The sequence below is a fragment of the Aeromonas sp. R7-5 genome (genome assembly GCF_040908015.1).
GTDB lineage: Bacteria > Pseudomonadota > Gammaproteobacteria > Enterobacterales > Aeromonadaceae > Aeromonas > Aeromonas caviae.
Genome location: NZ_JBFOCZ010000028.1, coordinates 60,637 through 86,267 on the forward strand (window position 1 = coordinate 60,637; position 25,631 = coordinate 86,267).

Below are 25,631 nucleotides of genomic sequence, written 5' to 3' on the forward strand. Positions count from 1 at the left end.
AGTTATTAAAACTTGGATGGTGCCGACAGCGGAGTGGGAGAAGCCATGACATCGATTCATCTCAGTGGCAGTTCGTTCTTGATGCCGGGCAACCTCGCCTGGCGCCCCCTGGCTGAATACGGCGAAGTGCAGGTGGCCCCCCATGGCCAGTGGTTGCAGACCCTGATGCACCAGAGCGCCGATGCCGCGGCCGGGACCCACATCATCATCTGGCTGTGGGAAGATCTGGTGCCCGCCCGGACCCTGCAGGAGTGGGGCCGTCTGGCGCAGGATGCTCAGCAACTGGCGGTTGCCGCCTTCGTCGACGCGCTCTGCCAGCCTCTGTTGCAGCATCTGCAGCGCCGCCCGCAGGATCACCTGCTGGTAGGGGCCTGCAGCCATGCCCCGCTCTGTGTCTATGGCCCGGCCCCTGCCGTGCTCGCTGCGCTGGCCGGTGCGTTCGAGCAGCAGATGGCCCGCCTGCGCCTGCAGCAACCCGGCTTGGACGACCTGCACCTGCCGCTCTGGCTGCAACAGCATGGCCGCCAGTACTGCTTCGATCGGCGCAACCTCTATCTGATGTCCTGTCCCTTCTCCATGGCCGGTCTGGCCAGCCTGGCGCAGTGGATTATTCCCTTGCTGCAGCGGTTGCAGCAACCCGCCCACAAGGTGCTGGTGCTCGACTGCGACAATACCCTGTGGGGCGGTGTGGTCGGTGAAGACGGTGTCGGTGGCGTTCTGCTGGGTCAGGACGGAATGGGCCGGCTCTACCAGGCCTTCCAGCAGGCGGCCAGCCACTGGCACGGACAGGGCATAGTGCTGGCGCTCTGCTCCAAGAATCTGGCGGACGATGTGTGGCGGCTGTTTGACGAGCATCCCGGCATGGTGCTGACACGGGGGCAGATCGCCGCTGCCGAGATCAGCTGGGAGCCAAAGTCCCAGGGGTTGCGGCGGCTGGCCACGCGCCTCAATGTCGGGCTGGACAGCCTGGTCTTCTGGGATGACAGCGAGCTGGAGCGGGCCGAGGTGCAAGCCAACTGCCCCGAGGTGATGGTGATGACCCCGCCGGCCGATCTCTGGAGCTGGCCGGATGCCCTGCTGACGCTGCCGGCCCTGTGCAGTCGCCACCAGAGCCGGGATGACGGCCTGCGGCAGCACTCCTATCAGGCCCAGGCCGAGGCCGAGGCTGTGCGTCGGCAATTGGGCGACGAGCACGCCTTTCTGCGGCAATTGGCGCTGCAGGCCGACTGGCAGATGCTCTCCCCGGGTAACCAGTTGCGAGCCGAACAGCTCAGCCAGAAGACCAATCAGTTCAACCTCTCCGGCCGCCGCTATCAGGCGGCGGAGCTGGCCCGGCTGGCCAGCGAGGGAGGCGACGTCTGGCTGGCCAGTCTGCGAGACCGATTCGCCGATCACGGCATGACGGCCCTGCTGGTGGTGCGCCCGCTCGAGGAGGGCAGGGCGCTGCTGGATACCTTGGCCATCAGCTGCCGGGTGCTGGGTCGCGGCTTTGAATACTGGCTGCTGGCGCAACTGGCAAACCATCTGCGGGCGCAAGGCGTGACCGAGCTGGTCATCAGCCTGGTTGCCACCACCCGCAACCAGCCGGCGCGGGATTTTCTGGCGAGTCTGCCAACCCGGCCGATAACCACTCCAGCGGGGTTGCTGCCGCTGGCGGACGAGCTGTTCCTCACGCTTGATCTCTGTTCTCTTTCTCTCCCGTTTTTGGAGTTCTATGCCAATGAATGACCTTATCGCGCTGGCACACCAGCAGTTCCCCCAGGCCAGCATCAACGCAGAATCTGCCCTCGGCAGCTTTCCCGAGTGGGATTCTCTGGGTCACTTCAACCTGCTGCTGCTGGTCGAGCAGCACTATGCTGTGCGGTTCGAGCCGCACGAACTGGCCGAGTTGAAGAGTCTGGCCGACATCCAGCAAGCCCTGCTGCGCAAAGGGGTTGCCGTGTGAAACAGGCACTCGAGCAGGCGCTGACCGAGCTGGGGATCCCCAGAGGCGGCGCCCTGATGGTGCACTCGGATGCCATGGTGGTGGCCCAGTTTGCCGGCATGGGCAACGCCGCAGGCATCGCGGTCTTCTGGACATGCCTGGAGCAGTGGCTGGGCGGGCACCTGCTGGTGCCGACCTTCAGTTACAGCCCGATGGCGGACGAGTGCTTCGACCCTGCGCAGACCCCGAGCAAGGTGGGCTTGATGACGGAGCTGTTCCGTCAGCGCGAAGGGGTGGTCCGCACGCGTGATCCCGTCTTCAGCATGGCGATCAGCGGCCCGCAGGGGCCTGCGCTGGTGGCCCGGGAGTGCCACGACTGTTTCGGTCAGGAGAGCCCGTTCGGCTGGCTGGCGGAGCAGGATGGCTGGCTACTGGGGTTGGGTTGCCACCCCGACCGCATCACCTTCACCCACTACGTGGAGCAGCTGCTGGCGGTCTCCTACCGCTATCACAAGATGTTTGCGGGTCAGGTGCGCGTCGATGGCCGCGTGCGGGAGTGGCAGGTGGATTACTATGTGCGCGACCTGTCGCTGGCCAGCGAAATCGACCTCTCCCGGCTGGTGGCCCTGCTGCAGGAGCGGGGTGCCTGGCGCCAGACGCTGTGCCAGCGGGTGCCGGTCTGGGCGGTGTCGTGCCGCGACTTCATCCTGGCTGCCAGCGAGTTGCTGGCGGCAGCCCCATACGCCCTGATCCGGGCGGGAGGAGAACCCCATGCAGTTTGATCACATCGGACTGGTGGTGCCGGACCTGGCGAGCGGTGTGGCCTATTGCCGCGACGTGCTGGGGTTGAGCCGCTTCTCGGTTGCGGTGGAAGATCCGCTGCAACGGGTCTGGGTGCAGTTCGTGCATGACGACCATGGCCTCTGCTACGAGCTGGTCGCCCCGGCCAGCGAGGAGAGCCCGGTCGCCCAGGTGCTCAAGACCCGGCGCAACGTCATCAACCACCTTGCCTATCGGGTGAGCAACCTGCAGGAGAGCGCCGAACGGCTACGCACACAGCGCCACCTGCCCCTTGGGCCCAGCCAGCCAGCGATCGCTTTTGGGGGCTCTCATGTCCAGTTTTTTCTCAGTCCCTTGGGACATATTGTTGAGCTAATTGAGGGGGTTGAATGATGCCGAATCATGACAGTTGTTATTTGCCTACAGACTGGGCTGACCAGGATCAGCTTGGCGAACAGCTGCATCGTTTGCTTTCCTTGCTGTTTCCGCTCAATCGCAGCTTGACAGGCGATGGTGTAAGAAAAACATTGGCCCTGTTTCGCGAACATTGTTTACCTGAATTGCAGATCCATGAAGTTGCCAGCGGAAGCACATTTTTTGATTGGACAGTGCCGGATGAGTGGAATGTCAGAGAGGCTTACATCTTGGGACCTGATGGGCACAAGGTGGTTGATTTCAATGATAGTAACTTGCATTTGGTGGGTTACTCAGAACCGGTACGCTGTACTCTCCCTTTAGCAGAATTACAACCTCACTTGCACTCCTTGCCTGAGTTACCGGATGCCATCCCCTATGTCACGTCTTATTATCAGCGCCGTTGGGGCTTTTGTTTACCCCACAATGTGCGGGAAGCGTTACCCGAAGGAAATTATGAGGTTGTGATCGATACCAGCTTGCAACCGGGCTCACTGACTTATGCCGAGTGGGTGCTACCGGGGGAGAGTGAGCAGGAAATCTTGTTATCCAGCTATGTTTGCCACCCCTCCATGGCCAACAACGAGTTGTCCGGCCCAGGTGTCGGAGTGTTTTTGATGGCCTGGCTGGCCTCCTTGCCTAAGCGACGCTACAGCTATCGATTGATGCTTGTTCCTGAGACAATCGGGGCTATCGTTTATCTCTCTCGCCATCTGGAGCACCTCAAGTCTCATACGTTGGCTGGTTTTAATCTGACATGTATGGGGGATGAAAGGTGTTACTCATTCTTACCATCCAGACAGGGGAATTCTATAGCTGATCGCATAGGACGCCATGTGTTGGGCCATATCGCACCTGATTATATGGCGTATAGCTATCTTGATCGGGGCTCCAACGAACGTCAGCTATGTGCTCCTGGCATAGACTTGCCAGTCACCACCATGATGCGCAGCAAGTACGGTTGTTATTCCGAATACCACACCTCTTTGGACGATCTTACTCTGGTCACGCCGCGGGGGCTGGCGGATAGTTTCCTAGCGTTGCGGCGTGCGATCGAGTGTCTGGAGTTGGATGAATACTGTGAGGCTACCGTATTGGGTGAGCCCCAGTTGGGGCGGCGTGGCCTCTATCCGAATCTATCAACACGTGAGTCCGGTGCACAGGTAAAGGACATGATGAACCTGCTGGCTTACAGCGATGGTCATCTGAGCCTTTTTGAGATTGCCGAGATTATCGAAGTACCGTTTTGGCGAGTCGAGCCCTTGGCTAGAAAGCTTATGGATGCAGGGGTTCTGCGCAGGCGTAGTCGTCTTTGAGAATAGGTATTTCGTTGCATGATGTGATGGATGAGAATCCATAGATATTGCGATCGTTCAACTTTGTTTCATCAATCCTGATCACATCGTTAGGAGAGGATCATGAGATGTCCATATTGTCACAGTGATAACACATTGGTTTTCCTTGAACGCAAGATGCCAGCCGTTTTATCTGCATACTCAGGTGATTTTCCGGTAAAGGTGTCGGAATTGCAGGTCAGTGCCTGCAAAGATTGTCTGGTGGGGTTTGCATCCAAGAAATTATCATCGGAAGAACTAACGGAAATATATGACAACTATTTATATATTTCTCCGCTGAATAATATCGGCGCCTCTAAATATGACGGTATGATTGATACCATAACAAGTCATTTTGGCAAAGATGAAAATATACTGGAGATTGGCTGTTCAGAAGGATACTTGCTGAAAAAACTGAACGAGAGCGGATTCTCCAATGTAACAGGAATTGAGCCCGGCCCCCAAGCCGATATTGCGAAGGGCTTGGGGCTTAACGTTATAAAGGGTTATTTTAATGCTAGCCATGTTCCGGACAAGGTAGATGGTTACTATCTTATGCATGTATTTGAGCATTTTGAAGACCCCTTCTCAATCTTTAAATTGATGACGGAAACGTTGAATGATGCCGGAAGAATCGTCATTGAAGTTCCTGATTTTGGTGGTTTTCATGTACAGCACCTCTTCTACTATAATATCTACTTCATGCAAGTTTTGGCCCGTGACAACAAACTTAAAATAATATATCACCGTGTTGAGAATGACAGTTTAAGGGTCGTTTTTGTCAAGACTGAAAATACCCGTTACAACGAAATTGAAGTGGCCTTTGATAAAGTCTTTTATATCGATAATCTCTCAATATTCAAGCAGCGGTGCGATGCATCTCGCGACAGAGTAAATGATTTTCTTAGAAAGGCAGACAGCGTCGTCTGGTGGGGCGCTGGTTCTGCATCAGTGATTCTTCTGAATGGGGTTGATAAAGAGATTTTGGACAGTACGAATATCATTGTCGTTGATGGTGACAAGAATAAAGCCGATCGCATATTGCCTGGTGTGAATCTCAAAGTGAGTTATTTTGAGAAGATCCGTAATCAGCATGTCAGCAATCTGGTAATTGCTTCAAGTTTCTATAAGGAAATATTTGAAACAATGAAAATTCATGGTGTCACCTATGAACATGTCGAGGTATTTAGTGATGCCTGATTAAAGGCATAAGGAGAAGGAACGTCAGAATGACGTGTAGTAAATAATTTTACTGGTCGGAAATTGATAACGACCGGGAGTAATGGCGGGACAGAGCCCGCCATCTACTTGATCCTCTCTCAGGTCAGCTCGACAGCAGTACCCTGGCGGAGTTGGCCGGGATGGTGAGCTGCACCTCCCCCTGCACTACCTCGAACTTGTCGCCGTTGAAGGCGTCGGTGAAGCGGCTGGCGGGGCTGGCGGTCTGCCACAGGGGCAGGCTGATGGTGCGCGGCTCCGTGGGGTGGCGGTTGCAGGCGACCACCACCTGATCGCTTTGCAGGGTACGGGCGAACACATAGCTGTGAGGGCCGGCGTAGAGGGTCTGGATGTCTCCCCGACGCAGGGCAGGGCGCTGGCGGCGCAGCTGGATCAGGCGGCGATAGTGGTCGTGCAGCACGTGATCCCAGTCGGTGGTATCCCAGGGGAAACAGCGGCGGCAGTCCGGGTCGTTGCCGCCGGAGAGCCCCACCTCGTCGCCGTAGTAGATGGAGGGCACGCCGATGTAGGTGATGAGCAGGGTGGCGGCGAGTCGCATCCGCTGCTTGTCTTCCCCCAGCAGGTGCAGGAAGCGGGCGGTGTCGTGGCTGTCCAGCAGGTTGAACTGGGCCAGCTGGTTCTTGAACGGAATATGGGCCCGCGCCAGCTTGAGCCAGTGATCCAGTTCGGTGGCGCTGATCTTGATGGGGTGATAGGCGATGTCCTGCCCCGCCAGGAAGGCGCGGATGGGGTGGGCGAAGCCGTAGTAGTTCATGGCGCCGTCCTCCTGATCCCCCTGCAGCCACTGGCTCGCCTCGAAGAAGTGCTCGCCGAGGACGTAGGCGTCCGGATTCTCCTGCTTCACCGCGCCGCGAATGGCGCGCACATGGCCGCGATTGCCCTCGGCAGTGCCCCGCTCCCCCAGCATGTGGATGACGTCAAAGCGCCAGCCATCGATCTGGTAGGGGGCGCGCATCCAGTAGCGCAGAATGGCGTTGTCTGCCCGATAAATGGCGTCCTGCACCTGTTCACTTGAGAAATCCAGCTTGGGCAGGCTGCGGATCCCTTTCCAGCTAACATAATCCCCTTCCTGATCGAAGGTGTAGAAGCTGCGCCAGGGGGAGTCCGGGTTGCTCTGGGCGCCCAGCGGCGGGCAGAACCAGGGGTGCTCGGTGGAGGTGTGGTTGACCACCGCATCCAGGATGATCCTCATGCCGCGCTGGTGCAGGTTGCGGGTCAGCTCGGCAAACTGGGCATTGGTACCGAGGTGCGCATCCACCTTGAAGTAGTCCTGGGTGTCGTACTTGTGGTTGCTCGGCGAATCGAAGATGGGGTTGAGGTAGAGCGCCGTCACCCCCAGGGATTGCAGGTAATGCAGCTTGGCGTCGATGCCCGCCAGATCCCCGCCGTAGAATTCACAGGCGCCGTGCCCCTCTTCGTGGCGGCTGACCGGCTCGCCCCAGGCCTTGCTGATGACCGCCTTGCCCCTGTACTCGTACTCGTGATGCTTGACGCTCAGCGACGGGTCGCCGTTGCAGAAGCGGTCGGGGAAGATCTGGTAGAACACCTGATCCTGCACCCAGGCCGGGGGCTGGTGATGGCTGTTGAAGCGGAAATGCTGCTCCCGCGGCGGCATGGCGGCGCTGACGCCTGCCCCGTGCAGCCACCACTGCTCCTCGTCGGTGAGGCACTTGAAGCAGTAGAGGTGGATCTCCTGCCCTCTGGCCAGCGGCAGTTCGACCTGCCAGACCTGAAGCCTGTCCCGGGTGGCGACCGGCGTCATGGCGACCAGATACTCCTCGTTGTCCGGCTCGTGGCGCAGCCACACCTCGCGGATGGGGGCGTTCAGCTCGCTGAACAGGGTGAGCTGCAGGGTGTCGGCACTCTCTTTGAACCAGGGTGCCGCCTGGGGGTGAAACAGGAAGGGATGGGTCATGGTATCTACTGTGTCAGAGAGGCTCAGGAGTGGGGGATGGGCGCAGGCCATCTTATCCCGTCCATGGGCGTGTGTATGTGACGACCGGCCAGAATGAGACGGTGCTTCCGGCTTGGCTGGGCGGTCTGCCGTGACGCTATTGGGTCAGCAAATCGGCAAGGGTGTTGCCCTGCTCGTGCAGCTGTTCGAGCTGATCCGCCAGAATGAGACGGGGATCCGGCTCCTGCTGATCGGCCGTCGTACATCTACTGGGTCAGCAAATCGGCCAGGGCGTTGCCCTGCTCGTGGAGCTGCTCCAGCTGATCCGCCAGGCTGGCGGGATCCAGCCCCAGCTGGTCAGCCAGGGTTCTGGGGAAACGGGCGATGATGGCCTGGGCCGGTACGCCGGCCTGCCAGGCGAAGGAGACGAAGACGGCGAGCCGGATGAGCACGGCCTCCTTGCTGACCGGATCGTGGGAGAGGGGGTCGAGCTGCTGGGCGATGGCATCCACGAAGGCGGGCGACAGGTTCCAGCGCCGCGCCAGCTCTGCGCCGAGCTGGGCATAGTCGTAACCCAGCATCTCCCGCTGGGCATCGACCCGGCTGCTGCCTTTCTCGATGGCCAGATTGATGAGCCCCGCCTCTTCCGGCAGGGTGCTCTGGATCAGCAGCTCGCCAATGTTGTGAATGAGGGCGCAGGTGAAGGCGGTCTCGGGATCCACCGAGGTGGTCTGCTGTGCCAGGGTGCGGGCAATGGTGGCGACCTGGAAGGTCTGGGTCCAGAAGTGGAGCTTGTCAAAGCCGGGAGGGGCCTTGAAGCTGCTGATGATGCCGGAGGCGACCACCACGGAGCGCAGGCGGTTGAAACCGAGGCGGATCACCGCCTGTTCGATGGAGGTGATTTCATTGCCACGGCGCAGGGCAGCGGAGTTGGCCATCCGCAGTACCTTGACGCTGATCACCTGGTCCATGGCGATCTTGGCCGCGATCTCGTCGATGCGGGCATTCTCGTCGTTGAAACTCTGCATCAGCTCGTGCAGCAGTTTCGGAATTGTGGGCAGTTGCTTGATCTTGCCAAACAGGCGATCCATCGACATGGCTGAGGCAGCCTCCATTGCTAACAATGCCTCATATTGTGCCACAGCCTGGCCAGTTGTTCCTGCTGGCGAGCGGTTTTGTGAGCCCTAGTACACCCAGTCTTGCAGCCTGTATTCCAAACGGTGCCGTTTTCCCTGAAGGATCAGGGTCTGGGTGGAACCGCTCAGTGTGGCCCCCTCCGTCAGGGTGGCGAGCACGGCCTGCTCTATCAGATCGAGTTCGGGGGGGCAGGCCATGGCGGTGCTGCCGAGGCTGGTGACCCAGAGCTTGTTCCCCTTGAGGTGACCCTGGCCGAAGTAGCGGTTGCAACCGGCGATGCCGTTGACGGTGAAGTGTTCACCGATCTCGATGTCGGGGGGATTGCTGCGGCGGCTGGCGATGGCCTGGCCATCCAGCCGATCGAGCACCCAGTGATGGTGTTGCAGATCTTGCGAGGCAAAGCGGGGAGCACTGCTGCAGGCGCTGAGCAGAAGCAGGGCGAGCAGCAGTAGCAGGTATCTGGGCATTGAAGGGGCTCCGGTGGTGGGTATGACAAGCATACTCGTCCCCAGGCCCGGGCGGCAGGGTGAGGGGGGAGGAGCCCGACCGCTTCTGTCGCCCCGGGGGAAGAGGGGGTGTCGGCAAATGGCAACACCCGCCCCGAGCGAACCTGTCTACCGGTTTCCCATGGCTCCCCTGGCCGTCTCAGTCCGCAAACAGGCGCTCGGCATAGCGGGCGAGGCCCGAGGCCACCGAACCGAAGTCATCACCCCCCTCCAGCGGTACCTTGGGCAGTTTCTGCTGGATGAAGGCCTTGATGAGGGGGGAGCGGGCACTGCCGCCGGTGACGAAGACCCGGTCAGGCTGCACGCCTGCCGCCAGGATAGCCTCGTCCATCAGCTCGCCAATCTTCTCCAGCAAGGGGGCGGAAGCACTGGCCAGCTGGGGGCGGGTGAGTGCCGCCTCCAGCCCTTTTTCCAGCTCGTTCAGGGTCTGGTGATTGTGCTCGTGGTCGGAGAGGGCGATCTTGCCCTGCTCGGCGCGCCACACCAGTTGATGGCTCAGCTTGTGGGCCCGCAGGCTGGCGAGGCGCGGGAGCTTGCTGCCGGGCTGGCTGTCGAGCTGGAGATCCTGCAACTGGCGGGCGGTATCCAGGCTGTAGAAACGGCTCTGAGCACTGACGTCATTGATGGCGGCGGCGTCCCAGAACAGGGGATGGGGCAGTGGCTTGCCGGTCTTGAGGGTCTCGTGCATGCCGAGCAGCGGCATCATGCCCTCCACGGTCAGGCGGATGTCGAAGTCGTTGCCCCCGATGCGCTGGCCGCTGTGACCGAGCAGGTCGCCGCTGCGATCCAGCTGGTCACGGTGGCTCGGGCCCATGCGCAGCACGGAGCAGTCGGTGGTCCCGCCCCCGATGTCCACCACCAGCACAACCGCATCCTCGGTGAGGCGCGCTTCGAACTCGAAGCCGGCGGCCACCGGCTCATAGAGGAACTCCACCCGCTCGAACCCGGCGAGGCGTGCCGCCTCGCTCAGGATGGCGATTGCCTGGCGGTTGCTCTCTTCCCCCGCCAGTCCCTGGAAGTTGACCGGTCGGCCGATCACCGCCTGGCGGATGGTGCCGCCTGTCTGCTGCTCCGCCTCCCGGCGCACGTGCAGCATCATGGCGCAGACGATGTCCTCGAACAGGGCGATCTGGGGAGCCTTGAGGCCATAGGCCCCGAGAAAGGATTTGGGGGACTTGATGTAGTAGCCCTCGTCCGGCTCTTCGAGATAGCGCGCCAGCGCCGCACCGCCGAAGCTCAGCTCGTCGATGAGTCCCTCTTCGCGCATCTGGCGGCGCACCGCCTGGGCCCGGGTCACCACGGGACCGCGCAGCTTGAGGTATTCGCTCTGCTGGACGGGGGCCAGCCCTTCGGCCAGGAGGCCGGCGATGGCGTCCCGGTGGGGGGCGTGCAGGGTGGAGGGAAGGTAATGGGAACCGGAGAGGGTCAGCAGCCTGGGGCTGCCCTGTTCCATCACGGCGACGGCACAGTTGGAGGTACCGTAATCAAATCCGATGAACATGCTGGCCAGACTCCTGTACAAAAAAGGGCTGGTAGCCTACCCGATGCCGCCGGGTCTCACAACCCGGCGGCGGGATCAATGGCGTGGCGACAACGCCTCAGGGATCACTCCACTTCGTTGTCAGAGCGGCCCTGGCTCTCGATGGCCTGGATGTTGCTGAGGGTGGTGTCGGCGATGGCGTGCAGCGCCTCCCGGGTCAGGAAGGCCTGGTGACCGGTGAACAGCACGTTGTGGCAGGCCGACAGGCGGCGGAAGACGTCGTCGGTGATCACTTCGTTGGACTTGTCCTCGAAGAAGAGGTCTTCCTCCTCCTCGTAGACGTCCAGTCCCAGGGCGCCGATGCGGGAGGTCTTGAGGGCCTCGATGGCGGCGTTGGAGTCGAGCAGGCCGCCCCGGCTGGTGTTGATGATCATCACCCCGTCCTTCATCTTGGCGAAGGCCTCCTTGTTCAGCAGGTGATAGTTCTCCTTGAACAGGGGGCAGTGCAGGCTGATGACATCGGACTGACGGAACAGAGTATCGAGATCCACGTACTCGGCGCCCAGATCGATGGCCGCCTGGTTCGGATAGGGATCGCTCACCAGCAGGCGCATGCCGAACCCCTTGAGGATGCGCAAGGTGGCGATGCCGATCTTGCCGGTGCCTATGATGCCGGCGGTGCGGCCATGCATGTTGAAGCCCACCAGCCCCTCCAGGGAGAAGTTGGCGTCCCGGGTGCGCTGATACGCCTTATGGATGCGGCGGTTGAGGGTCATCATCAGGCCCACCGCATGTTCGGCAACGGCCTCGGGGGAGTAGGCAGGCACCCGCACCACCTTGAGTCCCAGCTCCTTGGCGGCGGCCAGATCCACGTTGTTGTAACCGGCGCAGCGCAGGGCGATGACCCTGGTGCCGTACTGCGCCAGCTCGGTCAGCACTTCGCGGTCGGCATCATCGTTGACGAACAGGCAGACCACGGGGAAGCCGTGGGCGAGACGGGCCGTCTTGGCCTCCAGCCGCACGTCGAAGAACTCCAGATCGAAACCGTACTGGGCGTTGGCCTGGTGGAAATGTTCCTTGTCGTAGCTCTTGGTACTGAAAACGGCGACTCTCATGGTGCGCTCTCCGTAGATAATGATGTGGTTAAATTACAACAAATAGTGACCGTCATCACGGGATAAGTGGTGCTGTTTCAACCCCAGGGCATGATGGGGACGGCACTCACCGCACTCTTGTACGAACCATCCACCAACTTGGTGCTGTAGGTCAGATAGACAAGGGCATTGCGCTTCTCGTCGTAAAAACGCACCACCTTCTGCTCCTTGAACACCAGCGAGGTGCTGACATCGAACACCTCTTCCCCCGCCTTCAGTTTGGCGGGCAGGGTGATGGGGCCGATCTGGTGGCACGAGAGGGAAGCGTGGGAGGGATCTTCCGCCAGCCCGAGTCCGCCCTTGACGCCGCCGGTCTTGGGGCGCGCCAGATAGCAGGCTACACCGGCGATTTTCGGGTCGTCGAACGCCTCCACCAGGATCTTGTGGTTGGGTCCGAGCAGCTTGAAGGCGGTGCTCACCTCGCCGACGGGATCTGCCTTGTCGGCCAGCACCGGGCCGGCCATCAGTGCCCCCAGCAGCAGGGGCAGGGTGCGAGCAAGGGTCTGAAGATGTCTCATGGTCTCTCCTGTTGGCCTCCCTCAGAAAGGGATGCCCAAACGACGATAGAGGCTGGCCAGCACCCAGGCGGGGCCTACCAGCAGAAATTGCAGGTCGGTGAGAAAGGAGGGGCGTTTCCCCTCGATATGGTGACCGACGAACTGGGCTATCCAGAACAGCACGAACCCGATGAGGGCAGGCCACAGCAGCGGCCCCTGCCAGACGTGGCAGAAGGCCAGCCCCAGGGCGGTCAGCGCCGTCATCCCCGTAAAGATCGTCAACGACAGCCGCAGGTAGAAGCCCAGCACCGGGATGGCTATCATCCCCGCCCAGTTGAGGGACGCTGGCAGGGGACCAGCGGGCAGGCACCAGAGCAGTGCCAGGATGCAGAGGTAGATGCCTGGCACTGCCACCTTGTGGATGGCCACATTGACGGGGTGTTGATGGCTCTGGCCGTAGTCGCGAAACCAGTCATCCAGTCGTTTCATGGCACCTCCCTGGTGCGCGTATTGAGGCCGGGTGGCCTCGATTTCCTGTGCGTCTGCGGCGGGCTGCGCCCACCGGATGGGGTGACCCGCGGCTGATCACGCTCCCGGCGGCGGATATTCCCAATGCCGGGATACCGTGTCCGTTCATGCTCGCAGCGGTGGATATTCTCAACGCCGGATATCGTGTCCGTTTACTCCTGCGACGGTGGATATTCCCAATATTGGGCCGGAATGCTTTTGAGCAAGGGGGTCATGTCGGGATTGGGCAGGGCGATGGTGACTCTCTGCTCCAGATTCGCGCTGGCCAGGGCCTCGCGGATCTTGGGGTTCTCCCGAAAGAACGCCATGAAGCTGCCGTCGGCATAGGCACGCTCGAGGCCGGTCTGGATCGCCTTGGCCAGCTTCGGCGACTCCGGGCTGACGAAGAAGAACTCGGCGAAGGGGTAGCGGATCAGCAGGTGCTGATCGATCACCAGGTTGGGATATTGTGCCGCCAGCTCGCTGCGTTCGGCGAAGATTTCCACCAGACCACGGGGGAAGAAGTCCAGCTTGTCGCCGTCATTCATCAGGCGAAACAGGTTGCTGTAGCGCCCGGCATAGGTGGGAATGCCTGCCAGTTCCAGGATCTTGTTGTCGGCCCAGCCCACCCCCTGTGCGGCTTTCAGTTTCTTGAGGTCTGCCAGGGTGTTGATCTGGTTGAACCGCTCCTGGGCATCGGCGTGGATGAAGGAGAGGCGCAGCCCTTCCAGGCCACGAAACAGCGGGATTGGCACTGCGGTGAGGGAGGATTCCAGCGCGCTGGAGGTACCCATCCAGAACACATTGATGACCTTGCCCTTGGCAAGCGCCTGCTGGAGGCTGTACTGGTTGAGATTGAGGTCGACCCGCTCCAGCTTGTAGGGCTGCCCGGCGTGGTTGAGCGCCAGTTCCAGCAGCTTGAGCTGGTATTCGTTGTCGAGATCGTTGATCGGTCGACTGGGGACCTTGACGGTGAGCGTCTGTGCCTGTGCCAGCAATGGCAGGCACAAGCACAGCCTGATGAGCCATTTCACGCTTTGATCTCCTGTAGGATCCGGGACTTGCCCGGAGTCTAACAGAAGTTGTCACGCTCTTGCTGTGAAAGGGGCCGGGGATCACCCGGCCGCGTCATCTTCGGGCATGGCCTGCCCTGTGCCCGGCTCGTACCGAGGCCGGGCTTGTTCGCCGCATCAGGCGACGCGACGGAACACGTGAGTGTCGTTGAATTCCTTGGTGCTCTGGCATTCAACACAGAAGCGGGACTCGGGACGGGCCTGCAGCCGCTTGAGAGAGATCTCGTCGCCACAGGATTCGCAATAGCCGAAATCCCCTTCATTGATCCGCTTCAACGCTCCTTTCAGCTTGCGCAGGTGCAACTTGTCGTGCTCGATGCGGTTCAGCTCCAGGCGACGGGCCTCCTCGACACTGGCACGGTCAATTTCATCCGCCATCTCGTTGGTATCGGTGGCGATAGCCTGGCTGGCCTGGGAGTTGAGACGTTCTTCGAGCTCAAGGATTTGTCGCTCGATCTGGCCTTTGTAGAAGGTCAGTTGGTCTTCTGTCATGAAATCACACATACGGTTTGCTACCAGTCAGTTTCCCAATGTTACCCATTGATGGGGGCTGTCTGTCGTCAGACCAAGCCCTTGTATCCCGTTTTGCACCAAATCCATGCAGGAGAGTGCAAATCAGGGCGGGCCTTGTACCAAAAAAATGCAGACATGCAAAGGAAATTGGATAAGGAGTGTGCGCCCTTGCAAAGAAATGGGCCTTCTCCGACAGGGTCTGACTGAGTATCGAACGAGATCCCGCCGCCGTTGGCATCGAGCTTGCAGTGGGCTGATCGTGACACAAAGTGTTTAGTATTTGGTGCCGCGATGGTCATTATACAGGCCGTTGTTTATAGTTTTTTAAACACCGCTGCTTGACAAAGGCCTTTATCACGGGCTTTTATGGTGTGGTCGATTACATTTTTTTAACAAGGGTGTTCCTTATATTAGACACCCTTGACAATGGCAACCGTAAAGTCGGGGTTTAACATGGACAGTATCAAGGGCTGGATGGAGAGCAATCGCATCACGGAAGTGGAGTGCCTGTTTCCGGATTTCACCGGCAATGCCCGAGGCAAGATCATTCCAGCCAACAAGTTTCTGCGCGAAGGGGGCATGCGGCTGCCCGAGGTCATCTTCACCCAGACGGTGACCGGCGAGTACCCGGATGACGACAGCATGATAGACCCGCTGGAGCGGGACATGCAGCTCTACCCCGATCCCAACACCATTCGTTTCGTACCCTGGGCGCTGGAGCCCACCGCCCAGGTGATCCACGACTGCTTTGACGTCAACGGCAAGCTCATCGACATCGCTCCCCGCTCCGTGCTGCGCCGGGTTCTGTCATTCTACGAGAAGCAGGGCTGGAAGCCGGTGGTGGCGCCGGAGCTGGAGTTCTACCTGGTGACCCGCAACGAAGATCCCGACTATCCGCTGGTACCGCCGGTGGGCCGCAACGGCCGCCCGGAAACGGCCCGCCAGTCGTTCAGCATCGATGCGGTGAACGAATTCGACCCCATCTTCGAGGACATGTACGACTACTGCGAGGCCCAGGAGCTTGAGGTGGACACCCTGATCCACGAATCCGGCGCCGCCCAGATGGAGATCAACTTCCTGCACGGGGATGCCATCGATCTCGCCGACCAGGTGTTTCTGTTCAAGCGCACCATGCGCGAGGCCGCCCATCGCCACGGCATCTATGCCACCTTCATGGCCAAGCCCATGAGCAACGAACCGGGTTCCGCCATGCACATCCACCAGAGCCTGGAAGACATGGATGGCAACAACCTGTTTGGTACCAGCGAAGGGGGCAACTCCGATCTGTTCATGCATTTCATCGCCGGCCTGCAGAAATACACCCCGGCAGTGACCGCTCTGCTGGCGCCGAACGTCAACTCCTACCGCCGCCTCACCTTTGGCGAGAGTGCGCCGCGCAACGTGCAGTGGGGTGTGGAAAACCGCACCTGCGGCCTGCGGGTCCCCTTCTCCGAACCGAGCGCACGTCGGGTCGAGAACCGCTTCGCCGGGGCCGATGCCAATCCGTATCTGGCCCTGGCTGCCACCCTGGCCTGCGGCTACCTCGGCATGCTGGAGAAGCTCGAACCCATGCAGGAGATGAAGGCGAGTGCCTATGACCTGCCCTACAGCCTGCCCCGCTCGCTGGAGGAATCGCTGAGCCACCTGGAGCAGTGTGAACCTATCAAGGACATGCTGGGGGAGCGCTTCATCCGCGCCTTTGTGGCCGTCAAACGCAAGGAGTACGAGACCTATTTCGGCGTGATCAGCCGCTGGGAACGGGAATTCCTGCTGCTGAACGTCTGATCTGTCCCCTGGGGAGGCGAGGCCTCTCCCCGTCATATCGCAAGCAAGGGGCCGAAGGCCCGTCTGGCGGGGGCGCCCGCGACCCGGAAGGCACCGAGTAAAGGTGAGGCCCGCTCTCGCAATGGAGAGGGGCGTCACCTGCAATCAACTGGCGACGATGTTCGCCCCATGGAAAGGCATCGAGCAGGCAAGAGAGTGCCAGCCCCGTGAATGGCAGTGACCGGGCAGGCCACCCGTGCCCTCATGAATGGCGACAAGATTCGCCGAATCGAAGGAACCGAGGAGCAAGCAATGCAGCACACCACCCGTGAGTGGCAGCAACTGGAAGCCAGCCATCATCTGCATCCGTTTACCGATTTTCAGGCCCTGAACAAGAAGGGCAGTCGCATCATCACCAAGGCCGAAGGCGTCTATCTGGAAGACTCCGAAGGCAAGCGCATTCTGGACGGGATGGCGGGTCTGTGGTGCGTCAACATGGGCTACGGCCGTCAGGAGCTGGTGGATGCCGCCACTCGCCAGATGCAGCAACTGCCCTACTACAACCTCTTCTTCCAGACCAGCCACCCCCCTGCTGCCGAGCTGGCCACCCTGCTGGCCGAGATCACGCCTTCCCACCTCAACCACGTCTTCTTCACCGGCTCGGGTTCCGAGTGCAACGACACCGTGCTGCGCATGGTGCGCCACTATTGGGCCAGCAAGGGACAACCTGACAAGCAGGTGATCATCAGCCGCCACAACGCCTATCACGGCTCCACCGTGGCGGGGGCCAGTCTGGGGGGCATGAAGGGGATGCACGCCCAGGGCGGCTTGCCCATTCCGGGCATAGTACACATCGACCAGCCCTATCACTTCGGTGAGGGAGAGGGCATGAGCGCCCACGAGTTCGGTCTGGCCCGTGCCCGCCAGTTGGAAGAGAAGATCCTGGCACTGGGGGTGGACAAGGTAGCCGCCTTCATCGGCGAGCCTATCCAGGGTGCGGGGGGGGTCATCATTCCCCCCGAGAGCTACTGGCCCGAGATCCAGCGCATCTGCGACCAGTACGGCATCCTGCTCATCGCAGACGAGGTGATCTGCGGCTTTGGCCGCACCGGCCACTGGTTTGCCAGTGAAGGTTTTGGCATCAAACCGGACCTCATGTGCCTGGCCAAGGGCATCACCTCGGGCTATCTGCCGATGGGCGCCGTGATGGTGGGGGACAGGGTAGCCAGGGTGCTGGTGGAAGAGGGGGGGGAGTTCAACCATGGCTTCACCTATTCCGGTCATCCGGTCGCCTGCGCCGTGGCCATTGCCAACATCCAGCTTATGCAAAGGGAGAGCATAGTTAAGCGAGTTCATGATAGTATCGGCCCCTATTTGCAGCGCCGCTGGGCTGAGCTGGCGGACCATCCGCTGGTGGGGGAAACCCGTGGAAAAGGCCTGGTCGCCGCGCTGGAAATAGTGCAGGACAAGCAGACGAAACGTCGCTTCCCGGCCGAGCTCCATGCCGGGATGACCTGTCGGGAGTTCTGTTTTAACAATGGCTTGGTGATGAGGGCTGTCGGCGATACCATGATCATATCGCCCCCCTTGGTGATCACCGAGGAACAGGTGGATGAATTGGTCAAACTGGCCAGGCTCAGTCTGGACCTGACGGCTGCAAAGCTGCGGGAATAGGCGGGAACCGGGCAGGTTGGCTTACGCATACAATTTGCTTAGGAGACAAGGACTATGTCTTTTAAAATGGGAATGATGGCTGCTTCCGTGGCGCTGGTCATGATGAGTACCGGGGCGATGGCCGACGAGAAGGTGCTGCACGTCTACAACTGGAGCGACTATATCGCGCCGGATACGCTGGAAAACTTCCAGAAGGAGACGGGCATCAAGGTGGTCTACGACGTGTTCGACAGCAACGAAGTGCTGGAAGCCAAGTTGCTGGCAGGCAAGTCGGGCTATGACATCGTCGTACCGTCCAACCCCTTCCTGGCCAAGCAGATCAAGGCAGGTGTCTTCCAGAAGCTGGACAAGTCCAAACTCTCCAACTGGCAGAACCTGGACGTCGACCTGCTCAAGGCGCTCGAACCGAGCGATCCGGGCAACCAGTACTCCATCCCTTACCTGTGGGGCACCATCGGCTATGCCTACAACGCCGAGAAGGTGAAGGCCGTGCTGGGGGCCGATGCCCCGGTGGACTCCTGGGATCTGGTGTTCAAGCCGGAGAACATGGCCAAGCTGAAGGAGTGCGGTGTCTCCTTCCTCGACTCGCCGACCGAAATGCTGCCGGCCGCCCTGCAATACCTGGGCTTCAAGCCGGACAGCCAGAAGCCGGACGAGCTGAAGAAGGCAGAGGAGCTGTTCCTCTCCATCCGTCCCTATACCGCCTATTTCCACTCCTCCAAGTACATTTCGGATCTGGCCAACGGCAACCTGTGCGTGGCGGTCGGTTACTCCGGTGACCTGCAGCAGTCCAAGGCGCGTGCCGCCGAGGCCAAGAACGGTGTCAGCCTGACTTACACCATTCCGAAAGAGGGGGCAGGCAGCTTCTTCGACATGATCGCCATCCCGGCGGATGCCAAGAACGTCGAGGCGGCCCACACCTTCATCAATTACCTGATGAAGCCGGACGTGATCGCGAACATCACCAACGTGGTGCAGTTCCCGAACGGCAACAAGGCGGCCACGCCGCTGGTGGACGAGGCGATCCGTACCGACCCGGGTATCTACCCGACGCCGGATACCCTCAAGAAGATCTACACCTTCCCGGATCTGCCGGCCAAGGTGCAGCGTCTGATGACCCGCAGCTGGACCAAGATCAAGTCAGGCAAGTAAGAGTGACGAGTACCCCTCCCGGTCCGCAGTTCGGCCGGGAGGGTGGTGACCACCCGACAGGTTGGACGGCGCGTATGGATGCGCGACTGGCAAAATCACACAAATGAGGACTGATAAGTGCACATGACCAAGATGGCAACGCTGGCCCTGACCCTGGGGTTTGCAAATCTGACCCAGGCAGCCCCTGTGGTTCATTTTTACAACTGGTCCGATTATATCGGCGAGACCACCCTCAGTGACTTTCAGCAGAAGACCGGGATCAAGACCGTCTACGACGTGTTTGACTCCAACGAGACGCTGGAAGGCAAGCTGCTGACCGGACGCACCGGCTACGATCTGGTCGTGCCCTCCAACAATTTCCTGGCCAAGCAGATCAAGGCGGGGGCCTTCCAGAAGCTGGACCTCACCCTGCTGCCAAACCTGAGCAACCTGGACCCCTTGCTGCTCAAGCAGCTCGAGAAGGTGGATCCGGGCCATCAGTACGCCGTGCCCTACCTCTGGGGTACCAACGGCATCGGCTACAACGTCGACAAGATCAAGGAAGTACTGGGTGTCGACAAGATTGACTCCTGGGCGACCATCTTCGAGCCGGAAAACATGAAGAAGCTCTCCCAGTGCGGCGTGGCCTTCCTCGATTCGGCGGACGAGATGATCCCGGCGGCCCTCAACTACCTGGGGCTCAACCCCAACAGCCATGAGCCGGCGGACATCAAGCGGGCCGAAGAGCAGCTGCTCAAGGTGCGCCCCTATGTGGCCTACTTCCACTCCTCCAAGTACATCGGTGACCTCGCCAACGGCAACATCTGCGTGGCGGCGGGTTTCTCCGGCGACATCCTGCAGGCGGCGTCCCGGGCCGAGGAGGCGGGCAAGGGGATCAAGATTGCCTACAGCATCCCCAAGGAGGGGGGCAATCTCTGGTTCGACATGATGGCGATCCCGGCCGATGCCACCAACGTGAAAGAGGCTCACGCCCTGATCAACTACATTCTCGAACCGCAGGTCATCGCCAAGGTGAGCGACTATGTGGGTTACGCGAACCCGAACATCAAGGCGGGAGAGTTCATGGACAAGGCCGTGCGCGAGGACGAGTCAGTCTATCCCCCCCAGGCGGTGCTTGAGCGTCTGTATGTGCAGGAAGCACATCCCCGCTCGGTGCAGCGCCTGATCACCCGGAGTTGGACCAAGATCAAATCCGGAACCTAACCTTGGCGCCCATCCCGGGGCGCCAGATTGTATTGATGGATCGGCCCAGGCCGGAATCACCTTTGGGAGTTTGGTAATGGCGATAGCCTCCAGTGCCTACAAGAAAGCCCTCGAGGGCAGCCAGCAGCGTAAAGAAGTGCTGGTCAAAATAGACAGGGTAAGCAAGCAGTTCGACGAAACGCTGGCGGTCGACAACGTGTCTCTCAACATCCACAAGGGCGAGATCTTCGCCCTGCTGGGTGGGTCCGGCTCCGGCAAGTCCACCTTGCTGCGGATGCTGGCCGGGTTCGAGCGACCCACGGAAGGACGGCTGTTCCTCGACGGCGTCGACATTACCGACATGCCGCCCTATGAACGCCCCATCAACATGATGTTCCAGTCCTATGCCCTGTTCCCCCACATGACGGTGGCCCAGAACATCGCCTTCGGCCTCAAGCAGGATGCCCTGCCCAAGGCGGAGATCGATGCCCGGGTGGAAGAGATGCTCAAGCTGGTGCAGATGACCCAGTACGCCCGCCGCAAGCCGCACCAGCTCTCCGGTGGTCAGCGTCAGCGGGTGGCCCTGGCCCGTTCCCTGGCCAAGCGTCCCAAGCTGCTGCTGCTGGACGAGCCCATGGGGGCGCTGGACAAGAAGCTGCGCTCCACCATGCAGCTCGAGCTGGTCGAGATCATCGAGCGGGTCGGCGTGACCTGCGTCATGGTGACCCACGATCAGGAAGAAGCCATGACCATGGCCGAGCGGATCGCCATCATGCACCTCGGTTGCATCGAGCAGATCGGCAGCCCGATGGACATCTACGAAACCCCGGCCAGCCGGCTGGTGTGCGAGTTCATCGGCAACGTCAACCTGTTTGACGGCCTGCTGGTGGAGGATGAGCAGGACCACGCCATCATCGCCTGTGCGGATCTGGAGCAGCCCATCTATGTGGGTCACGGCATCAGCTCCCGGGCGGAGAACAAGAAGGTCACCTATGCCCTGCGTCCGGAAAAACTGCTGATGAGCCTGCAAAAGCCGGAAGAGATCGAGCATCCGGACTTCAACTGGACCAAGGGCGAGGTTTATGACATCGCCTATCTGGGCGGCCATTCCGTGTATCACATCCAGTTGCCCTCGGGCAAAATCGTTCAGGCTTTCATCGCCAATGCCGAACGCCACGGCAAACGGCCGACCTGGGATGACCAGGTGTTCCTCTACTGGGAAGATGACAGCGGCGTGGTGCTGCAATCATGAAGGCATTGAGACGACTCAAACAGGTGGGAGGGCGGCAGCTGGTCATCGGCATCCCCTTCTTCTGGCTGTTCCTCTTCTTCCTGCTGCCCTTCATCATCGTCGTGAAGATCAGCTTCGCCGAAGCGGACGTGGCCATCCCGCCCTACACGGACGTGGTGAGCTGGGCAGACAATCAGCTCACCATACTGCTCAACCTGGGCAACTACCTGCTGCTGCAGGAGGATGAGCTCTACATCGCGGCTTATCTGGGGTCCCTCAAGATAGCCCTGGTCAGCACCCTGCTCTGCCTGCTGATCGGCTATCCCATGGCTTACGCCATTTCGCGGGCCAACAAGGAGACCCAGACCGTTCTGCTGCTGCTCATCATGATGCCGACCTGGACGGCGATCCTGATCCGGGTCTACGCCTGGATGGGGATCCTCAGCAACAACGGCCTGCTCAACAGCGTCCTGCTGGGCATCGGGGTGATCGACGAGCCGCTGCAGATCCTCAATACCAACCTGGCGGTCTATATCGGCATCGTTTATTCCTACCTGCCGTTCATGGTGCTGCCGCTCTATGCCAACCTGGTCAAGCACGACCAGAGCCTGCTGGAGGCGGCCTCCGATCTGGGTGCCCGCAACCTGACCCGGTTCTGGCAGATCACGGTGCCACTCTCCAAGAACGGCATCATCGCCGGTTGCATGCTGGTCTTCATCCCGGTGGTGGGCGAGTTCGTCATCCCCGAGATGCTGGGTGGTCCGGAGACCCTGATGATCGGCAAGGTGTTGTGGCAGGAGTTCTTCAACAACCGTGACTGGCCGGTGGCCTCCGCCCTGGCGGTGGTGATGCTGGCGGTGCTGATCATTCCCATCATCCTGTTCAACCGCAACCAGGCCAAAGAGCTGGAGGGCAAGGCATGAGACGTTTCGGTTTTGCCAAGCTGATGCTGTGGCTGGGTCTGCTGTTCATCTACCTGCCCATGATCATCATGGTCATCTACTCCTTCAACGCCTCCAAGCTGGTGACGGTGTGGGGAGGCTGGTCGCTCAAGTGGTACTTCGGCCTGCTCGACAACAAACAGTTGATCGGGTCCGTGTTCCGCTCCCTGGAGATCGCCTTCTACACCGCCATCGCGGCGGTGGCGCTGGGGACGGTGGCGGCCTTCGTGCTGACCCGGATCCCTCACTTCCGTGGCCGGACCCTGTTCGGCGGCATGGTGACGGCGCCGCTGGTGATGCCCGAGGTGATCACCGGTCTCTCCCTGCTGCTGCTGTTCGTGGCCATGGCCCAGCTGGTGGGTTGGCCCGCGGAGCGGGGCATGCTGACCATCTGGATAGCACATACCACCTTCTGTACCGCCTATGTGGCGATCGTGGTGTCGGCGCGGCTGCGGGAGCTGGATCTCTCCATCGAGGAGGCGGCCATGGACCTGGGTGCCAAGCCGTGGAAGGTGTTCTTCCTGATCACCATCCCGATGATCGCCCCGTCGCTGGCGGCGGGTGGCATGATGTCGTTTGCCCTGTCGCTGGATGACCTGGTGCTGGCGAGCTTCGTCTCCGGCCCGGGTTCGACCACCCTGCCGATGGAAGTGTTCTCGGCGGTGCGCCTCGGCGTGAAGCCCGAGATCAACGCCATCGCGAGTCTGATCCTGCTGTCGGTATCCCTGTTCACCTTCGGTAGCTGGTATCTGATGGCCCGGGCGGAGAAACGCCGCCGTGCCGAAATCGCCATGACCACCCAGATGCAGGCAGTTGCCTGACCTGCCCCGTGATAAGATCCGCATTCCCCCATCCGTCAGGAGAATGGAATGCGGATCTCCCTCTTCATCGGCCAGAGCGCCGAACTGAACCCAGAGCAGGCCCCCGGCCTCATCAGTGCCATCCACAAGCAGCCTGCCGACGCCCCTCTGTGGTGCGATTTCCTCGGCCTTCGCGGGGATGAGCAGAGCGACAGACGCCATCATGGCGGCCCGGATCGGGCCCTGCACCATTACCCTGCGGAGCACTACGCCTGGTGGAAAACCTGGCAAACCGCGCTGGGACTGCCTGTACCACGCACACCCTGGCAGCCTGCCGCCTTTGGCGAGAATCTCTCTGGTTCGGGGCTGACGGAGGCGCAGGCCTGCATCGGCGATGTCTATCGACTTGGGGAGGCGCTGATCCAGATAAGCCAGCCCAGATCCCCCTGTTTCAAGCTCAACCAGCGCTTTGGCTATGGCCAGCTCTCCCAGGTGATGCAGCTGAGTGGCCGCTGTGGCTGGCTGCTGCGGGTGCTGGAAGAGGGAAGGGTGGAGCCGCAGGGGGAGCTGACACTGGTGGACAGACCCTACCCTGAGCTGACGGTGAAGCGCACCGCCGACATCCTGTACAACCAGGCTCGCAACGAGGAAGACCTGCAACTGCTGCTGGAGAACCCGGCGCTCTCTCCCAACTGGCGCCAGCATGCGGCTCATTGGCTGGAACATGGAGTGGTGGCGGATTGGAGCCGGCGTTTGCTGGGGCCGACCGAGTTCAGGTTGTCTCGACAGGGCTGAAGGCAGGCGGAAAGATGCCTTGTGGCGATTTTTGCTGCGACTCGCTGAATTATTGAGCGTAAAGCCATTTTTTTAGAGTGAATGCAAAAAAAGGCTTGTGTCGGGTCGGGGCTTTCGGTAAATTCTCGCCCCGCAGACATCGGTGTGTAGCGCAGCTTGGTAGCGCACTTCGTTCGGGACGAAGGGGTCGGAGGTTCGAATCCTCTCACACCGACCACATTTGAAAAGGCCGCTCAATGAGCGGCCTTTTCGCATTTGGTCTGTTGAAGAAAAGCTGACATTTCCATTGTCGATTGCTGCTCCTGCTCCGCTCCCCCTCATTTGCCCAACTAAAAGGGCCACCGCTCGGTGGCCCCACTGGTGGAGTCTGATCCTGACTCCGGCACTCTAGATTGTGACAATCTCGTTATGGGTCTTGTCGATGGTGCCCTCCTTGCGCCCCAGGCGCTCATTCAGATATGCCAGTGTTGATGCCGCAATGCCTTGAAACCGTGTTGGGTTTGCAGGGCCGCATGCTTGGGGTACTCACTAATGAAATGTGCTATTCCCTCCATCAGTTGTGAACGCAGCGAAGACACGGGCTCATGCCAGGCTTGCAGGCAGAGATGACCAGGGATCAGCTGCTCTCGATACGCTTCCAGCAGCGATTCCGGCCAGGGCTCGATATGGGAATCGTGACGCAGTAAATAGTGGGCGGCGGGTTCACGGGCATAGATGAACTGAACTTGGGCCAGGTCGCGTTGGCTTAGCGTTTGGCTGCCGATATGGCAAGACAGATATTTTCCCGTCTTCAGATTCAGGAAGTGACCGCGTTGCCGACAGGCAATGATGCGATACCAGGGCAGGGGTGAACAGAGAGAATACCCCTCCAGCTCCTGTTCCAACCAGTGACGGCACTCTGGGGTCTGCACTTCTTCACGCATGGCCTCAAGTCGTGTCAGCAAGGCTCTGGATGGTTGGGTAGCCAGTATCGCGCTCATCGTCTGCAATCCTCCCTCTGCACAGAATCCCGACTTTCAGTATGGACCCTGAGCGGAGGAGGGGGTAAGAATTCTAATGATTAAAATCAGCTTAGAAGCGCACTTTTTATGCAATAAAAACCATTAGCCGACGAGGTAGGTCCCCGTGCCGAAGGCGATGTGAGTGCCCTCTTCGTTGTGCAGCTCCATGCGGGCGACCGCGACCTTGCTGCCTGCCCGGATGATGTGGGCGGTGGCGATGAACTCGTTGCCGCGACCGGGACGAAGATAGTCCACCCGCAGATCTATGGTGCCAAGCCGCGAGAAGCGCTCCTTGAGATAGCTGGGGGAGAAGTCTTCCAGCTCGTCGATGCAGGAGGCTGCGACTATCATGCCGCCCGCCACGTCGAGCAGGCTGGCGGTGACGCCGCCGTGCAGTATGTTGTGGAAAGGGTTGCCGATGAGCTTCTGTTCCATCTTGATGCGCAGCTCCACTTTATCGAAGTCGTAGTGGGTGACTTGCATGCCGATCAGCTTGTTGAAGGGCATCTTTTCGGCGAACAGGTTGGCTATGCCACTGAGCGCCATCTTCTTGAGCATCTGTTTCATTCCTTGAGTCCGCCCTGTCATCAAAGCCGAGTAAAAACTCCAGCCAGTCTGCAACACTTCCTTAACACTCGC

At 60.3% G+C, this 25,631-nt stretch carries 25 protein-coding genes and 1 tRNA gene; 15 read left to right on the forward strand and 11 right to left on the reverse strand.

What is annotated here, in order from left to right; genetic code table 11:
• The first annotated feature begins 45 nt into the window (after positions 1-45).
• The 6 genes from AB5Y53_RS12010 (at position 46) to AB5Y53_RS12035 (ending at position 5,652) form a co-directional block, all read left to right on the forward strand.
• Positions 46-1,728, forward strand: coding sequence for an HAD-IIIC family phosphatase (locus AB5Y53_RS12010; RefSeq protein ID WP_368182128.1), 1,683 nt, complete (start codon positions 46-48; stop codon positions 1,726-1,728).
• Positions 1,721-1,945, forward strand: coding sequence for an acyl carrier protein (locus AB5Y53_RS12015; RefSeq protein ID WP_214005711.1), 225 nt, complete (start codon positions 1,721-1,723; stop codon positions 1,943-1,945). The genes AB5Y53_RS12010 and AB5Y53_RS12015 overlap by 8 nt, the downstream gene beginning before the upstream one ends.
• Complete coding sequence (locus tag AB5Y53_RS12020; protein ID WP_368182130.1) at positions 1,942-2,706, forward strand: AAC(3) family N-acetyltransferase; 765 nt, start codon at positions 1,942-1,944, stop codon at positions 2,704-2,706. Before AB5Y53_RS12015 ends, AB5Y53_RS12020 begins: the two co-directional genes overlap by 4 nt.
• A complete protein-coding gene (locus AB5Y53_RS12025; RefSeq protein WP_368182132.1) occupies positions 2,696-3,097 on the forward strand; it encodes a VOC family protein in 402 nt (133 codons plus the stop codon). The genes AB5Y53_RS12020 and AB5Y53_RS12025 overlap by 11 nt, the downstream gene beginning before the upstream one ends.
• The gene (locus AB5Y53_RS12030) at positions 3,094-4,434 is read left to right on the forward strand and encodes a DUF4910 domain-containing protein (protein WP_041211975.1); all 1,341 of its coding nucleotides are present in this window, start codon (positions 3,094-3,096) and stop codon (positions 4,432-4,434) included. Before AB5Y53_RS12025 ends, AB5Y53_RS12030 begins: the two co-directional genes overlap by 4 nt.
• Positions 4,435-4,536: 102 nt before the next feature.
• The gene (locus tag AB5Y53_RS12035) at positions 4,537-5,652 is read left to right on the forward strand and encodes a class I SAM-dependent methyltransferase (protein WP_368182134.1); all 1,116 of its coding nucleotides are present in this window, start codon (positions 4,537-4,539) and stop codon (positions 5,650-5,652) included.
• Between the two features lie 124 nt (positions 5,653-5,776).
• Here AB5Y53_RS12035 and malZ read toward each other — a convergent pair whose 3' ends face one another.
• The 9 genes from malZ to AB5Y53_RS12080 form a co-directional block, all read right to left on the reverse strand.
• Positions 5,777-7,606 (reverse strand): maltodextrin glucosidase, encoded by a 1,830-nt coding sequence (malZ, locus tag AB5Y53_RS12040; protein ID WP_368182136.1) that lies wholly within the window; start codon positions 7,604-7,606, stop codon positions 5,777-5,779.
• Between the two features lie 245 nt (positions 7,607-7,851).
• Entirely contained in the window at positions 7,852-8,700 is an 849-nt protein-coding gene (locus tag AB5Y53_RS12045; RefSeq protein WP_039039670.1) for an HDOD domain-containing protein, read from the reverse strand.
• 69 nt (positions 8,701-8,769) lie between these two features.
• Positions 8,770-9,189, reverse strand: coding sequence for an META domain-containing protein (locus tag AB5Y53_RS12050; protein ID WP_010676067.1), 420 nt, complete (start codon positions 9,187-9,189; stop codon positions 8,770-8,772).
• Positions 9,190-9,367: 178 nt separating this feature from the next.
• Positions 9,368-10,729, reverse strand: a complete 1,362-nt coding sequence (yegD, locus tag AB5Y53_RS12055; RefSeq protein WP_368182138.1) for a molecular chaperone — start codon at positions 10,727-10,729, stop codon at positions 9,368-9,370.
• Positions 10,730-10,833: 104 nt separating this feature from the next.
• A complete protein-coding gene (locus AB5Y53_RS12060; RefSeq protein ID WP_042878605.1) occupies positions 10,834-11,823 on the reverse strand; it encodes a 2-hydroxyacid dehydrogenase in 990 nt (329 codons plus the stop codon).
• 77 nt (positions 11,824-11,900) lie between these two features.
• Positions 11,901-12,380: a CreA family protein gene (locus AB5Y53_RS12065; protein ID WP_041214236.1), complete on the reverse strand. Its 480-nt coding sequence runs from the start codon at positions 12,378-12,380 to the stop codon at positions 11,901-11,903.
• Positions 12,381-12,401: 21 nt separating this feature from the next.
• On the reverse strand, positions 12,402-12,848 hold the full coding sequence (locus AB5Y53_RS12070) for a DUF962 domain-containing protein (protein ID WP_368182140.1): 447 nt from the start codon (positions 12,846-12,848) through the stop codon (positions 12,402-12,404).
• A gap of 191 nt (positions 12,849-13,039) precedes the next feature.
• On the reverse strand, positions 13,040-13,900 hold the full coding sequence (locus AB5Y53_RS12075) for a hypothetical protein (RefSeq protein ID WP_010676062.1): 861 nt from the start codon (positions 13,898-13,900) through the stop codon (positions 13,040-13,042).
• 156 nt (positions 13,901-14,056) lie between these two features.
• Complete coding sequence (locus tag AB5Y53_RS12080) at positions 14,057-14,443, reverse strand: TraR/DksA C4-type zinc finger protein (RefSeq protein WP_010676061.1); 387 nt, start codon at positions 14,441-14,443, stop codon at positions 14,057-14,059.
• Between the two features lie 462 nt (positions 14,444-14,905).
• Between AB5Y53_RS12080 and AB5Y53_RS12085 the strand changes: the two genes are divergently transcribed.
• From AB5Y53_RS12085 to AB5Y53_RS12125, 9 genes are all read left to right on the forward strand, one after another.
• On the forward strand, positions 14,906-16,237 hold the full coding sequence (locus AB5Y53_RS12085; RefSeq protein WP_010676060.1) for a glutamine synthetase family protein: 1,332 nt from the start codon (positions 14,906-14,908) through the stop codon (positions 16,235-16,237).
• 291 nt (positions 16,238-16,528) lie between these two features.
• Complete coding sequence (locus AB5Y53_RS12090; protein WP_010676059.1) at positions 16,529-17,890, forward strand: aspartate aminotransferase family protein; 1,362 nt, start codon at positions 16,529-16,531, stop codon at positions 17,888-17,890.
• A 54-nt stretch (positions 17,891-17,944) separates the two neighbouring features.
• Positions 17,945-19,042 carry a polyamine ABC transporter substrate-binding protein gene (locus AB5Y53_RS12095; RefSeq protein ID WP_368182142.1) on the forward strand — a complete coding sequence of 366 codons (1,098 nt, stop codon included), beginning with the start codon at positions 17,945-17,947 and terminating at the stop codon, positions 19,040-19,042.
• A 117-nt stretch (positions 19,043-19,159) separates the two neighbouring features.
• The gene (locus tag AB5Y53_RS12100) at positions 19,160-20,245 is read left to right on the forward strand and encodes a polyamine ABC transporter substrate-binding protein (protein WP_050498258.1); all 1,086 of its coding nucleotides are present in this window, start codon (positions 19,160-19,162) and stop codon (positions 20,243-20,245) included.
• A 76-nt stretch (positions 20,246-20,321) separates the two neighbouring features.
• Entirely contained in the window at positions 20,322-21,476 is a 1,155-nt protein-coding gene (gene potA / locus AB5Y53_RS12105) for a polyamine ABC transporter ATP-binding protein (protein WP_368182144.1), read from the forward strand.
• Positions 21,473-22,378, forward strand: coding sequence for an ABC transporter permease subunit (locus tag AB5Y53_RS12110; RefSeq protein WP_010676055.1), 906 nt, complete (start codon positions 21,473-21,475; stop codon positions 22,376-22,378). The genes potA and AB5Y53_RS12110 overlap by 4 nt, the downstream gene beginning before the upstream one ends.
• Positions 22,375-23,217: an ABC transporter permease subunit gene (locus AB5Y53_RS12115; protein ID WP_010676054.1), complete on the forward strand. Its 843-nt coding sequence runs from the start codon at positions 22,375-22,377 to the stop codon at positions 23,215-23,217. The genes AB5Y53_RS12110 and AB5Y53_RS12115 overlap by 4 nt, the downstream gene beginning before the upstream one ends.
• 48 nt (positions 23,218-23,265) lie before the next feature.
• On the forward strand, positions 23,266-23,991 hold the full coding sequence (locus tag AB5Y53_RS12120) for an MOSC domain-containing protein (protein WP_210538315.1): 726 nt from the start codon (positions 23,266-23,268) through the stop codon (positions 23,989-23,991).
• Between the two features lie 140 nt (positions 23,992-24,131).
• Positions 24,132-24,208 (forward strand) — tRNA-Pro (locus tag AB5Y53_RS12125).
• Between the two features lie 235 nt (positions 24,209-24,443).
• On the opposite strand, the gene AB5Y53_RS12130 is transcribed toward AB5Y53_RS12125, so the two are convergent.
• Positions 24,444-24,971, reverse strand: a complete 528-nt coding sequence (locus AB5Y53_RS12130) for a hypothetical protein (RefSeq protein WP_368182145.1) — start codon at positions 24,969-24,971, stop codon at positions 24,444-24,446.
• A gap of 123 nt (positions 24,972-25,094) precedes the next feature.
• The gene (locus tag AB5Y53_RS12135; RefSeq protein ID WP_039039661.1) at positions 25,095-25,559 is read right to left on the reverse strand and encodes a thioesterase family protein; all 465 of its coding nucleotides are present in this window, start codon (positions 25,557-25,559) and stop codon (positions 25,095-25,097) included.
• Positions 25,560-25,631 lie beyond the last annotated feature (72 nt).

Excerpts from the sequence above, each read along its gene's own strand:
- AB5Y53_RS12010 (WP_368182128.1), top strand. The coding sequence starts at position 46 with ATGACATCGATTCATCTCAGTGGCAGTTCGTTCTTGATGCCGGGCAAC.
- AB5Y53_RS12015 (WP_214005711.1), top strand. The coding sequence starts at position 1,721 with ATGAATGACCTTATCGCGCTGGCACACCAGCAGTTCCCCCAGGCCAGC.
- AB5Y53_RS12025 (WP_368182132.1), top strand. The coding sequence starts at position 2,696 with ATGCAGTTTGATCACATCGGACTGGTGGTGCCGGACCTGGCGAGCGGT.
- AB5Y53_RS12030 (WP_041211975.1), top strand. The coding sequence starts at position 3,094 with ATGATGCCGAATCATGACAGTTGTTATTTGCCTACAGACTGGGCTGAC.
- AB5Y53_RS12035 (WP_368182134.1), top strand. The coding sequence starts at position 4,537 with ATGAGATGTCCATATTGTCACAGTGATAACACATTGGTTTTCCTTGAA.
- malZ (WP_368182136.1), bottom strand. The coding sequence starts at position 7,606 with ATGACCCATCCCTTCCTGTTTCACCCCCAGGCGGCACCCTGGTTCAAA.
- AB5Y53_RS12045 (WP_039039670.1), bottom strand. The coding sequence starts at position 8,700 with ATGGAGGCTGCCTCAGCCATGTCGATGGATCGCCTGTTTGGCAAGATC.
- AB5Y53_RS12050 (WP_010676067.1), bottom strand. The coding sequence starts at position 9,189 with ATGCCCAGATACCTGCTACTGCTGCTCGCCCTGCTTCTGCTCAGCGCC.
- yegD (WP_368182138.1), bottom strand. The coding sequence starts at position 10,729 with ATGTTCATCGGATTTGATTACGGTACCTCCAACTGTGCCGTCGCCGTG.
- AB5Y53_RS12060 (WP_042878605.1), bottom strand. The coding sequence starts at position 11,823 with ATGAGAGTCGCCGTTTTCAGTACCAAGAGCTACGACAAGGAACATTTC.
- AB5Y53_RS12065 (WP_041214236.1), bottom strand. The coding sequence starts at position 12,380 with ATGAGACATCTTCAGACCCTTGCTCGCACCCTGCCCCTGCTGCTGGGG.
- AB5Y53_RS12070 (WP_368182140.1), bottom strand. The coding sequence starts at position 12,848 with ATGAAACGACTGGATGACTGGTTTCGCGACTACGGCCAGAGCCATCAA.
- AB5Y53_RS12080 (WP_010676061.1), bottom strand. The coding sequence starts at position 14,443 with ATGTGTGATTTCATGACAGAAGACCAACTGACCTTCTACAAAGGCCAG.
- AB5Y53_RS12085 (WP_010676060.1), top strand. The coding sequence starts at position 14,906 with ATGGACAGTATCAAGGGCTGGATGGAGAGCAATCGCATCACGGAAGTG.
- AB5Y53_RS12090 (WP_010676059.1), top strand. The coding sequence starts at position 16,529 with ATGCAGCACACCACCCGTGAGTGGCAGCAACTGGAAGCCAGCCATCAT.
- AB5Y53_RS12095 (WP_368182142.1), top strand. The coding sequence starts at position 17,945 with ATGTCTTTTAAAATGGGAATGATGGCTGCTTCCGTGGCGCTGGTCATG.
- potA (WP_368182144.1), top strand. The coding sequence starts at position 20,322 with ATGGCGATAGCCTCCAGTGCCTACAAGAAAGCCCTCGAGGGCAGCCAG.
- AB5Y53_RS12110 (WP_010676055.1), top strand. The coding sequence starts at position 21,473 with ATGAAGGCATTGAGACGACTCAAACAGGTGGGAGGGCGGCAGCTGGTC.
- AB5Y53_RS12115 (WP_010676054.1), top strand. The coding sequence starts at position 22,375 with ATGAGACGTTTCGGTTTTGCCAAGCTGATGCTGTGGCTGGGTCTGCTG.
- AB5Y53_RS12120 (WP_210538315.1), top strand. The coding sequence starts at position 23,266 with ATGCGGATCTCCCTCTTCATCGGCCAGAGCGCCGAACTGAACCCAGAG.
- AB5Y53_RS12130 (WP_368182145.1), bottom strand. The coding sequence starts at position 24,971 with ATGAGCGCGATACTGGCTACCCAACCATCCAGAGCCTTGCTGACACGA.
- AB5Y53_RS12135 (WP_039039661.1), bottom strand. The coding sequence starts at position 25,559 with ATGAAACAGATGCTCAAGAAGATGGCGCTCAGTGGCATAGCCAACCTG.